12 protein-coding genes and 1 pseudogene are annotated in these 10,689 nt (G+C 64.0%); 8 read left to right on the top strand and 5 right to left on the bottom strand.

Annotation, left to right across the window (positions count from 1 at the left end; genetic code table 11):
- Positions 1 to 16: 16 nt before the first annotated feature.
- The gene (locus tag GC127_RS04555; RefSeq protein WP_151976731.1) at positions 17 to 1,384 is read right to left on the bottom strand and encodes an oligosaccharide flippase family protein; all 1,368 of its coding nucleotides are present in this window, start codon (positions 1,382 to 1,384) and stop codon (positions 17 to 19) included.
- Between the two features lie 78 nt (positions 1,385 to 1,462).
- Entirely contained in the window at positions 1,463 to 2,305 is an 843-nt protein-coding gene (locus GC127_RS04550; RefSeq protein ID WP_151976729.1) for a glycosyltransferase family 2 protein, read from the bottom strand.
- Positions 2,306 to 2,397: 92 nt separating this feature from the next.
- Between GC127_RS04550 and epsE the strand changes: the two genes are divergently transcribed.
- Positions 2,398 to 3,615 carry an exopolysaccharide biosynthesis GT4 family glycosyltransferase EpsE gene (epsE, locus tag GC127_RS04545; protein ID WP_151976727.1) on the top strand — a complete coding sequence of 406 codons (1,218 nt, stop codon included), beginning with the start codon at positions 2,398 to 2,400 and terminating at the stop codon, positions 3,613 to 3,615.
- On the opposite strand, the gene GC127_RS04540 is transcribed toward epsE, so the two are convergent.
- Positions 3,600 to 3,857 (bottom strand): accessory factor UbiK family protein, encoded by a 258-nt coding sequence (locus tag GC127_RS04540; RefSeq protein ID WP_008279327.1) that lies wholly within the window; start codon positions 3,855 to 3,857, stop codon positions 3,600 to 3,602. The two genes, epsE and GC127_RS04540, sit on opposite strands and share 16 nt — an antisense overlap.
- Positions 3,858 to 3,952: 95 nt before the next feature.
- Here GC127_RS04540 and lgt point away from each other — a divergent pair, with 95 nt between their 5' ends.
- The 4 genes from lgt to GC127_RS23230 all read left to right on the top strand — a co-directional run bounded on the left by lgt (position 3,953) and on the right by GC127_RS23230 (position 7,030).
- A complete protein-coding gene (gene lgt, locus GC127_RS04535) occupies positions 3,953 to 4,843 on the top strand; it encodes a prolipoprotein diacylglyceryl transferase (protein WP_151976725.1) in 891 nt (296 codons plus the stop codon).
- The gene (locus GC127_RS04530; RefSeq protein WP_151976723.1) at positions 4,840 to 5,901 is read left to right on the top strand and encodes a class I SAM-dependent methyltransferase; all 1,062 of its coding nucleotides are present in this window, start codon (positions 4,840 to 4,842) and stop codon (positions 5,899 to 5,901) included. The genes lgt and GC127_RS04530 overlap by 4 nt, the downstream gene beginning before the upstream one ends.
- Positions 5,898 to 6,653 (top strand): peptidoglycan editing factor PgeF, encoded by a 756-nt coding sequence (gene pgeF, locus GC127_RS04525; RefSeq protein ID WP_008279324.1) that lies wholly within the window; start codon positions 5,898 to 5,900, stop codon positions 6,651 to 6,653. The genes GC127_RS04530 and pgeF overlap by 4 nt, the downstream gene beginning before the upstream one ends.
- Before the next feature lie 245 nt (positions 6,654 to 6,898).
- The gene (locus tag GC127_RS23230; protein ID WP_257788533.1) at positions 6,899 to 7,030 is read left to right on the top strand and encodes a hypothetical protein; all 132 of its coding nucleotides are present in this window, start codon (positions 6,899 to 6,901) and stop codon (positions 7,028 to 7,030) included.
- 4 nt (positions 7,031 to 7,034) lie between these two features.
- Here the strand turns inward: GC127_RS23230 and GC127_RS04520 are convergent, their stop codons facing one another.
- Positions 7,035 to 7,448 carry a VOC family protein gene (locus tag GC127_RS04520; protein WP_151976721.1) on the bottom strand — a complete coding sequence of 138 codons (414 nt, stop codon included), beginning with the start codon at positions 7,446 to 7,448 and terminating at the stop codon, positions 7,035 to 7,037.
- Complete coding sequence (locus GC127_RS04515) at positions 7,445 to 8,473, bottom strand: FAD-binding oxidoreductase (protein ID WP_151976719.1); 1,029 nt, start codon at positions 8,471 to 8,473, stop codon at positions 7,445 to 7,447. Before GC127_RS04515 ends, GC127_RS04520 begins: the two co-directional genes overlap by 4 nt.
- A gap of 64 nt (positions 8,474 to 8,537) precedes the next feature.
- Here GC127_RS04515 and mnmD point away from each other — a divergent pair, with 64 nt between their 5' ends.
- The 3 genes and pseudogenes from mnmD to GC127_RS04500 all read left to right on the top strand — a co-directional run.
- Complete coding sequence (gene mnmD, locus GC127_RS04510) at positions 8,538 to 9,215, top strand: tRNA (5-methylaminomethyl-2-thiouridine)(34)-methyltransferase MnmD (RefSeq protein WP_151976717.1); 678 nt, start codon at positions 8,538 to 8,540, stop codon at positions 9,213 to 9,215.
- Positions 9,216 to 9,225: 10 nt separating this feature from the next.
- Complete coding sequence (locus GC127_RS04505) at positions 9,226 to 10,092, top strand: DMT family transporter (protein WP_008279319.1); 867 nt, start codon at positions 9,226 to 9,228, stop codon at positions 10,090 to 10,092.
- Between the two features lie 149 nt (positions 10,093 to 10,241).
- Positions 10,242 to 10,689: pseudogene (locus GC127_RS04500) on the top strand (dihydropyrimidine dehydrogenase); the annotation flags it as partial.

Below are 10,689 nucleotides of genomic sequence, written 5' to 3'. Positions count from 1 at the left end.
AATGGTGTTTTCGCCCCTACCAGCCCGATAGCTGCGCCAGATCAGTGAGGGCTGCGCCATTGAGCCAAAGCGCCAATGCCGCCAGCCCCAGCCCTAGCGCTGTCATGGCGGCGTCATGGACCGGATCCCAGGCCCGCATGTGCCGCGCGAGCCAGATCACCACCGGATAAGCCAGCACCATCGCCGCACCATAGCCCAAGAGCGCGCCCATGAGGCCGCCCCATTCGAGACCCAGCAAGAGCGCCAGAATCATCGCCGCCGCCTTGGCCAGCGTCAGGATGAAAAAGCGCCGCGAATCCCCCGCCGCAAGCGAGGCCTGATCATAGGTCATCACGATGATCTGCGGCAGTTGCATGAGTGCCATCAGCACCACCACCGCGCCCGCCATGGCATAGCGGTCGTCATACATGATCCCGATCAGCCAGACGCCGAGGAGGGCAAACCCGGCCGATAGCGCCATAAGCCCGCCCGTCACTGCAAAGCGCATGCGCCGCAGTTTGGCGAAATTGGCGGCGCTCTCGTGGGGGGGGAGTTCGCGGTAGATCGGAATAAGCAGCCGCCATGTCAGCATATGGCCCAAGAGCATCGGAAAGGAGGCGAGGAAAAAGCCGATGTTATAGACGCCGAACACATCGAAGCTGAGGTATTTGCCCAAGATCAGCTTGTCCGCCTGATTGAACAGAAATCCGCAAATGGTGCTGAGGAAAATCCATTTGCCAAAGCGGATGAGTTCCGAGGCGGCCAGCCGTTCCCAGCCCATGCGGTTGCCAGCCCCCGGCAGGAAGAGCCAGAAAAGCACCAGCGCCACGCCCGCGCTGAGCACGCCCGACACCACCAGCGCCCAGACCGAGTGCCACCACCACGCCAGCGCCACCGCCGCCACGATGCCGGTGATCTGCACGGCGAATTCGATGGCGGTGACTCGGCCCCAACGCAGATGCCGTTTGGCGGTATCAAGCGCGGTAGGGTTGAACCCGGTGATGAGCAGTGACAGCCCGGCCACTGGCAAAAGCTGCATCAAGAGCGGTTCGTCATAGATCACCGCCACCGGCCAGGCCAAGGCACAGGCCACCAGCCAGAGGCCCGCGCCACGCAGCACCTGAATGGTCCATGCCGTGTTGAGAAAGGCGGGATCGTCGCCGCGTTTGCTCTGCATGATGGCGGGGCTTACGCCCACGTCAGAGAATTGCATAAGGCCTTGGATGATGACCGAGACAATGGCCATCAGGCCGAAGGCCTCTGGGAAGAGAAGGCGGGCAAGGATCAGGTTCGACGCCAGTCGCAGCACCTGCGCGCCGCCAAATCCCGCGACGGTCAGCGCAGAGGAGCGTAGAGCGCGTGCCAAAAGCCCGTCACCCGTGAATATCGCCTTGACCTGCTGCATTTGCCCCCTCTGCCTTTTGGGTGTTTCTTGTCCGAGATTTGCGGCCATTTGACGACCTTTGATTGAAATCTCGGGGATTTATCGCCCGCGCGCCCAATCCGTGCCGCCCCGCCGTGCGCGAACGGCCAAGGCCACGGCGACGTAAGCGAGAAAGCCCAGAGGCGCGCGCAGGGCGGCGCGCAGCACCCATCCCGGCCCACTTGGCCGCGCGTCGTCATTGGCGAGGAGCGCCGGGTAGCGCTGTGCAATCTCGGCCACGCCCGCATCCTGTCTGCGGCGCACCCGGACGAGTGCGCCGAACCCCTCGACAAGGGGCCAATCATAGCGCGCGGGCACCGCATGGCGTTCGCGGGGGGTGAATTGCAGCCGGGCAAAGGTGTCGTCCGAGATGATCCCCGGCCAATCGCCCCACCTTGCGCGGCCTGCGCGGTTCATCGCGAAAAGGCCGCAACCCGGAACGCCGGAGTGAAAAAAGGGCACTTGGCGATAGAAATTGGCATAGAGGCGGCTGAAGCGGTTTGTGGGGGCGGGGATGACCACCTGACCGCTTGCATAGCGTGGTTCGGGGCGGTCGAGGGCCTTGGCGATCTGGCGCAGGAGCGGGGGCGAGACCATCACATCGGCATCAAGATAGGCCAGCACCGCGCCCCGCGCCACGGCCTCGCCCGCGCTGAGCGCGCCGGGTTTGCCGCCCTGCGGCAGGTCGAGCAGGGTGAGGGACCAGTCGCGCGCCTGCGGGCGGCAGGCCTCGGCCTCGGCCAGGGTGGTATCGCGGCAGCCATTGGCGACCACGATCACCTCGGCCCCGCCCGGCACCGGGTCTGAGGCAAAGAGGGCGCGCAGGCAGGCCCCGATCATGCCCGCCTCGTTATGGGCGGGGATGATGACGCTGAGTTGGGGTGCGGTTTTGTCCGTCAACAAAGGGTTTCCAAATCCATCGCCCGCGAGCCTGTCCTGAGCCTGCGCGGCATGCTAGAGCTTATCCGACAAACTGGCGGCAAGCGGAACCGAAAATGCCTGATCCCCTCAACCTTGGCTATCTGGTGCCGCAGTTTCCGGGGCAGACGCATATTTTCTTTTGGCGCGAGATTGCGGATCTGGAGCGGTTGGGGGTTGTGCCGCATCTTTTCAGCACGCGGCCGCCGCCGCCCGGACTTGTCTCGCATGACTGGTCAGACGCTGCGATTGCGCGCACCACCTATCTGGGGCGGCCCACGCCCGGTCACGCGCTTGCGGGTCTCTTGCGCGCGCCGTGGTCTGCGATCCTGCGCGAAGGGCAGGGGGGCGAATTCCTTAAGGATGTGCTGATCTGCCTGCCTGCGGCGCGGGCGTTGAGTGCGGCGTGTCGCGCGCGGGGGATTGGCCATGTGCATGCCCATTCCTGCGGGCGTGCCGCGCTGATCTGTGCGCTGGCGCGGCTGATGGGGGGGCCAAGCTATAGCCTGACGCTGCATGGGGCGCTGTCGGATTATGGCCCCGGTCAGGGGTTCAAGTGGCGGCATGCCGGCTTTGCCACGATCATCACCCACAAGCTGATGGCGGAAATGCGCGAGGTCATCGGCCCTGACCTGCCTGCGGATGTGATGGTGCAGCCAATGGGCGTGGATACCGAAGATTTCAAGCGTGACACGCCCTATGAACCGCCACGCCCCGGCGCGCCTTTGCGGATTTTTTCCTGTGGGCGATTGCACCGGGTCAAAGGGCATCAGGATTTGCTGAGCGCCGTGCGGCTGTTGCTGGATCGCGGGATCGACGTGCAGTTGGATATTGCGGGCGAGGATGACGCGGGCGGCACGGGCTATCGCGCCGAATTGCAGGCGCATCTGGAGGCGTTGAATTTAGGTGCGCATGCCCGCCTGCTTGGGGCGATCAGCGGGCCAGAGGTGCGGCGGCACCTTTTGGCGGCGGATGTGTTTGCGCTGGCCAGTTGGCACGAACCACTGGGCGTGGCCTATATGGAGGCGATGGCCTGCGGCGTGCCGACGATTGGCACGGATGCTGGCGGAGTGCGCGAATTGATAGATTCGGGCGAGAGTGGCCTATTGGTGCCACCCAAAGCGCCGGAGGTGCTGGCCGATGCGATTGCGGCGCTGGCCGCTGATCCGGACCTCTGCGCGCGCCTGTCAGAGGCCGGGCGCGCGCGGGTTGTGCGCGATTTCCGTTCGTCCAAAGGGGCCGAAACGCTGATCGCGGGCGCGCGCCGGGCCTTGGCGGCTCAGGGGCGGTTTTGACCGCTGTTTGACTCCATCGCGTCAATCCGCGCCTTGAGCGCTTCGTTTTCTTCGCGCGCCTTCTGAGCCATGGCGCGCACAGCGTCGAATTCTTCGCGGGTGACGAAATCGCGGTCAGCGAGCCAACGGTCAATCAGCGATTTCATCGCGGTTTCGGCCTCTGCCCGCGCGCCTTGGGCCACGCCCATGGCATTGGTCATCAACTGGCTGAGATCGTCGAGCACTTTGTTACGGGTCTGCATCGGTTTCTCCGGCGTTACATTTGCTGTCTTATATGTGTTGCCGGGACCAGATCACAAGGTTGACTTGGCCCAGAGCCAGAGGCACAGAGACGCATATGCAGGCCATGATCCCCTTTCCCGACATTTCGCCCGAGATCTTTTCGATCTCGCTTTTTGGTATGGAGTTTGCACTGCGCTGGTATGCGCTGGCCTATATCGCGGGTATCGTGATCGGCTGGCGGCTGGTGGTGGCGAGCGTGCGCCGTCCGGGGCTGTGGCCGGGGGGTGTGGCGCCGATGCGGCCCGAGCAGGTCGAGGACCTGCTGACATGGGTCATTCTGGGGGTCATCCTGGGCGGGCGGCTGGGCTATGTGCTGTTTTACCAACCGGGCTACTACCTTGCCAATCCCGGCGAGATTTTGGCGGTTTGGCAAGGCGGCATGGCGTTTCACGGTGGCCTCATGGGCGTGGTGCTGGCGGTGTTGCTGTTTTCGCGCAAGCAGGGGATTGCGTGGCTATCGGTGGCTGATGCGCTTTGCATGGTGACGCCGGTGGGATTGCTGCTGGGGCGGATCGCGAATTTCATCAATGGCGAATTGTGGGGGCGGGCGACGGACCTGCCGTGGGGTGTGGTTTTTCCCTCGGCGGCGGCGCAGGATTGTGCCGGGGTTGTCGGGCTTTGCGCGCGCCATCCCTCACAGCTTTATGAGGCGCTGCTTGAGGGGTTGATCCTTGGGGCCGTGCTGTTGTGGCTGGGCTGGCGGCGCGGCGCGCTGCGGGTTCCCGGCACGCTGACGGGGCTGTTTTTCGCAGGCTATGGCGTCGCGCGGTTCATGGTGGAATTTGTACGCCAACCCGATGCGCAGTTTGTGGGTGAGGGCAACCCGCTGGGCTGGGCGCTTCAGCTGGGCGAATTTGGCCTGACCATGGGGCAGATTCTGTCGTTGCCGATGATTGCCTTTGGAATTGGCATGGTGCTCTGGGCGCGGCGCGCGCAGGCGGCATGAGCGGGCTGCGGGCGCATTTTCTGGTGCGGATCGCCGAGGCAGGGCCGATGAGCCTTGCGGATTATATGGCAGTGTGCCTGATGCACCCCGAGTTTGGCTATTACGCGACGCGTGATCCGTTTGGGGCGCGGGGCGATTTTATTACCGCGCCTGAAATCAGCCAGATGTTTGGCGAGTTGCTGGGGCTGTGCCTTGCGCAGGTGTGGCTGGATCAGGGACGGCCGGCGCGGTTTTTGCTGGCCGAGTTGGGGCCGGGGCGCGGGACGCTGATGGCGGATGTGCTGCGCGCGACGCAGCGCGTGCCGGGGTTTCGCGAGGCTGCCGAGGTGCATCTGGTCGAGGGATCGGCGGTCTTGCGCGCGGCGCAACGCCGGGCGATTGCGGGCGATGTGATCTGGCATGAGCGGGTTGAGAGCCTGCCGGAGGGGCCGCTTTACCTGCTGGCAAATGAGTTTTTCGATGCGCTGCCGATCCGGCAGTTTCAGCGGTCTGGCGAGGGCTGGCGCGAGCGGGTCGTGGGACAGAGCGCGGGCCAGTTGCTGCTGGGTCTGGGCGGGCCGGTGGCCCTGCCTGCGCTGGCCGAGCGGTTGGCGGACACGCGCGAGGGCGATATTGTCGAGACTTGCGGGCCTGCGGCGGCGGTCATGGCAGAGATTGGCGCGCGGATTGCGGCGCAGGGCGGTGCCGCGCTGATTGTGGATTACGGCGATTGGCGATCACTGGGCGATACGTTTCAGGCGCTCAAGGCGCATCAGCCGGTTGATCCCTTGGCCGAGCCGGGGGCGGCGGACCTGACCGCGCATGTGGATTTCGAGGCGCTGGCGCTGGCGGCGGCACCTGCGATGCACACGCGATTGACGCCGCAAGGGGTGTTTCTGGAGCGGTTGGGGATCGCGGCGCGGGCCGAAGCCTTGGCGCGCAATCTGAGCGGCCCGGCGTTGGAAACGCATCTGGCGGCATATCAGCGCTTGACCGGGGCAGAGGAAATGGGGACCCTCTTTAAGGTGATGGGCCTCTATCCCGAGGGGGCCGCACCACCACCCGGATTGGAGCCATGACGCTAGAAATTCTCACTGCTGACAGCCTGGCCCCGCTGCGCCACGGGTTTTTTACCCGCAGGGGCGGTGCGTCTTCGGGCGTGTTTGCTGGCCTCAATTGTGGCCCGGGTTCGTCGGATCAATCCGAGATCGTGCAGATCAACCGGGCGCGGGTGGCCGAGGCGATGGGGGTGGCCCCGGATCACCTGATCACGGTGCATCAGGTGCATTCGGCGGATGTGGTGACAGTGACGGGACCCATGGGGACGCGCCCGCGCGCCGATGCGATGGTGACGGATGTGCCGGGCGTGGCGCTGGCGGTTCTGACGGCGGATTGCCAGCCGGTGCTGTTTGCCGATGTGGCCAATGGGGTGATCGGCGCGGCGCATGCCGGATGGCGCGGCGCGCTGGATGGTGTGCTGGAGGCGACGGTTGTCGGCATGGAGGGTCTGGGCGCGGACCGCCGCCGCATCAGGGCCGTTATTGGCCCGTCGATTTCGCAAGCGGCCTATGAGGTGGGACCCGAGTTTATCGAGGCGTTTTTGGCAGAGGATTCGGACAATGCCCGGTTTTTTGCCAATGGCGAGGGCGGGCGGTATCAGTTCGATCTGCCGGGCTTTGGGCTGCACCGGCTGCGGCAGTCTGGCATCGGGCAGGCGGAATGGACGCGGCATTGCACCTATGCCGATCCCGAGCGATTCTATTCCTATCGCCGCACCACCCATGCCGGTGAGGCCGATTATGGCCGGCTGATCTCGGTGATCCGTCTCTGATTGGGGCGCAATTTGGGCCGAAATTGTGGGGCTATTCGGGCGGCATCGGGGATGCCCCAAGATGTCTTTGAAAAATTTTATTTAAATTCAATGGATTGAGATTTGGCTTGGATGGCTTGCATGCCCTGATCTTGTCTGAATTTTCACGATTTCCGTCAAACCTTGGCCCCAAACCGGCGGCATAGTTGCTGGTAACGAAACAATGAGCCCCGCAAATTGGGGCCAGAGGCCAGAGGTTAAGAGCCATGAAAGCACGTTGGTTGAAATCGGTTGTGAAGCACAGCAAAGAGGCCGCCGTTGCGCTGCCGTATCAGCGCGGTCAGCGCAAGGTTGCGGTGCGGATCGTGGAACTGCCCAAGGCGGTCAAGACGGCCTGAGCGATCAGGCGCTGCTCTCGGCCCTGTTCGACACCTCGATCAGATTGCCATCGGGATCGCGCAGATAGAGCGAGCGGATCGGGCCAGTGGCCCCGGAGCGGGGCAAGGGGCCAAGCTCGACCGTTACGCCAAGCGCTGCGAAATGCTGCTGCCAGTCCTCTAGCGGGGTTTCACTGAGAAAGCACAGATCGGCGCTGCCGGGTTGGACATGAGCCGCCTTGGGATCGAATTCCGCGCGCCATTGATGCAGGTTGATCTTCTGCGCGCCGAATTTGAGCGCCCAGCGTGTGCTGCCATCGGCGGGGTGAAACACCTCAGGCGTCATCCCCAGAACATCCCGGTAAAAGGCGCAGGTGGCCGCAATATCCGCCACGGTCAGCACAAGATGGTCAAGAGCGGCGAGTGTCGGCTGGGTCATAGGGACGCCTCTGGTTTGAAGTCATCGGGAATACTGTCGATGCCATCGAGCATCAGATCGGCCATGACCGCGCCCACCTTGGGGGCCATGCCAAAGCCGATTTTAAAGCCGCCATTCGCAACAAATTCGCCCGGTCGGAAGGGATGCGCGCCCAGCATTGGTGCGCGTGACCGCGAGCGCGGGCGCACCCCGGCCCATCGCGCGACCACGGGCGCACCGGCAAGCGCAGGCACCGCCGCCACGGCGCGGGCGATGACATCGTCAAGCTGGGCATCGGTGCTGGTGGGATCGTCATAATTGCGCTCTGAGGTGGAGCCGACGGCAGTTGTGCCATCCTCATGCGGCACGATATGCACCTGATTGGCGAAAATTTGCGGCTGATTGCGGGCGTCAAAGGCCAAAAGCGCGCCTTGCCCCTTAACCCCGTTGCCAACCGAGCGGGTATGCGCGGCGCTGAGCGCCTCGAGACCCGCGATGCCGGTGGCCCAGAGAATGCGACCCGTCATGGGGCCTTCGGTCACAACCTCGGCACCGCGCGCGTGCAGGGCGGCGACAAGGGCGGCGCAGGCCTGACGGGGATGCAGGCGCGCGGTGAGCGTGTCATGGATGATCTGGCCGGTGTCTGTTTCTGGGCACCACGGGCCGCTGGCGGGGATGATGCGCCATTCGGCCTGCCCCTGCCAGAGGGTTGCGGCGTTCTGGCTGCGCTCTTGCGCCAAGGCAAGGGCTGCGGCATCGGCGATGGGTTGCAGGCGGCCAAGGCTGGCATAACCGGGGGAGAGGTTCGAGACCTCGGCCACCTCGGCCCAGAACCCCGCGGCCATAAGCAGACTGTCGAGTTGAAACGCCTTTTTGCTATTCCAAAGCTCGGGCACATGCGGGGCCATGGCACCGACAATACCGCCCGACGCACCCGCGCCGGGGTCATGCGGGTCGATGACGCGCACACGTGCGCCGCGCCGCGCGCAAGACCACGCCACCGACAGGCCAAAGATGCCCGCGCCCATTACCGTGATGTCAACCATTGCCAATCCTTTGCCGTCGCGCGATGGTCGCGCGCGTTTTCGCCATGCTTTAGAGGATCGTGCCATGCAGGACCAGACCGCAGACCTGATCTGGCGCGAGGGTGAGGTGCCGGTATCGGTGCGGTTCGATGATCCCTATTTCAGTCTCGACAATGGGTTGGCGGAAACGCGGCATGTGTTTCTGGGGGGCAATGACCTGCCAGCGCGGTTTCGCGACGGGTTTCACATTGCGGAATTGGGGTTTGGCACCGGGCTGAACCTTTTGACCACGTTGGTGGCGTGGCGGGCGGCGGGCGTATCCGGGCGTTTGCACTTTACCAGTTTCGAGGCCTATCCGATGGCCCCGCAAGACATGCGCCGCGCGCAAGCCCGCTTTGCGGAACTGGCGGGGGTCGCGGCGGAACTGGCCCCGCATTGGCAGGGGCAGGCACAGCGGATCAGCCTGCCGGACCTGGAGTTTGCCCTGATTGCAGGCGATGCGCGCGAGACGCTAAAGGCTTGGCCGGGCAGGGCGGATGCCTGGTTTCTGGATGGGTTTTCCCCCGCCAAGAACCCCGAACTGTGGCAGCCAGAGTTGATGGCCGAGGTGGCGCGGCATACAGCGCCAAAGGGCACGGCGGCCACCTATACGGCGGCGGGCTTTGTGCGCAGGGGGCTTGAGGCGGCTGGGTTTTGTGTTACGCGGGATCAGGGATATGGCCGCAAGCGGCATATGACCACGGCCCGGAAAGACCACCCATGAAAGACCGCTCGTGACAGTTCAAAACACCCGCTTGGGCATCTGGTTGATGGTGCTGACCACGGTCATCTTTGCCGCGCAGGACGGCATTTCCCGTCACCTGGCCGAGAATTACAACGTGCTGATGGTGGTGATGATCCGGTTCTGGTTCTTTGCTGCCTTTGTGATGGTGATCGCCGCGCGCAAGGCGGGGGGACTTCGGGCCGCAGCCACCACATCGCAGCCCTTGATGCAGGGGTTTCGCGCCGTGCTGCTGGTGGCGGAAATCTGCGTGATGGTCTATGGCTTTACCCTTCTGGGGTTGATCGAGGTGCATGCGGTCTTTGCCTGCTATCCGCTGTTGATTGCTGCGCTTTCGGGTCCGGTTCTGGGCGAACGGGTGGGCTGGCGGCGGTGGTTGGCGATTGCGGTCGGGTTCATCGGCGTGCTGATCATTCTGGAGCCGGGGCTGGGCGTGATCGACCCCAAGGCGATTGTGCCTTTTATCGCCGCTTTGATGTTTGCGCTCTACGGGCTTTTGACGCGCTATGTGGCGCGCAAGGATACGGCGGCCACGAGTTTTTTCTGGACCGGGACAGTCGGGTCGGTTGCCATGACGCTGGCCGGGATCTGGTTCTGGGAGCCGATGACGTCGGATGCCTGGGCGTGGATGATCACGCTCTGCATCACCGGGGCGGCGGGGCATTACACGCTGATCAAATGCTACGAAGTGGCAGAGGCAAGCGCGGTGCAACCCTTTGCCTATCTGCAACTTTTCTTTGTGACGGGCATCGGGATTTTCATCTTTGGTGAAACGATTGCGCTGAATGTGGCCTTGGGCGGCGCGCTGGTGGTTGGCGCGGGTCTGTTTACGCTGTGGCGTCAGCGCAAGGTGGGGTGAGGCGCGGCCAAGGTTTGCCGCAATTTTCATCGGCTTTACCCTCTGAGCTTCTCAGGGGGTTCTTTTTCGCGCGGCGATAAATTTTACCAATTGATAAAATTTCGAATCGTGGAATACTGATCCTCAGCCATCCATGACCGGAGACAGCCATGAGAGACCGCCAACTCGCCCCCGGTATCGTCGCAGGCCGGCTTGATCCCGCCGCCTTGCAGGGCAACTTCACCGATTTGCATCCCCCCCTTGATGATCACGAGGCGCTGGTGGCGGCGGATCGCTGTTATTTCTGCCATGACGCGCCCTGCATCACCGCTTGCCCCACCTCGATCGACATCCCGCTTTTTATCCGGCAGATCGCCACCGGCACGCCCGAGGCGGCGGCCAAAACGATCCTGAGCCAGAATATCCTGGGCGGCATGTGCGCCCGCGTTTGCCCCACAGAGACCCTCTGTGAAGAGGCCTGCGTGCGTGAAGCGGCCGAGGGGCAGCCGGTGCTGATCGGGAGGTTGCAGCGCTATGCGACGGATACCGTGATGGACCAAGGCGTGCATCCCTTTACCCGTGCTGCGCCCACGGGACGGCGGGTGGCGGTGGTGGGGG

Origin of the sequence: Roseovarius sp. EC-HK134, assembly GCF_902498815.1 — a bacterium.
GTDB classification, from domain to species: domain Bacteria; phylum Pseudomonadota; class Alphaproteobacteria; order Rhodobacterales; family Rhodobacteraceae; genus Roseovarius; species Roseovarius mucosus_A.
Note: the sequence above shows the minus strand (reverse complement) of the source record. Positions and strands in the feature narration are given on the sequence as shown.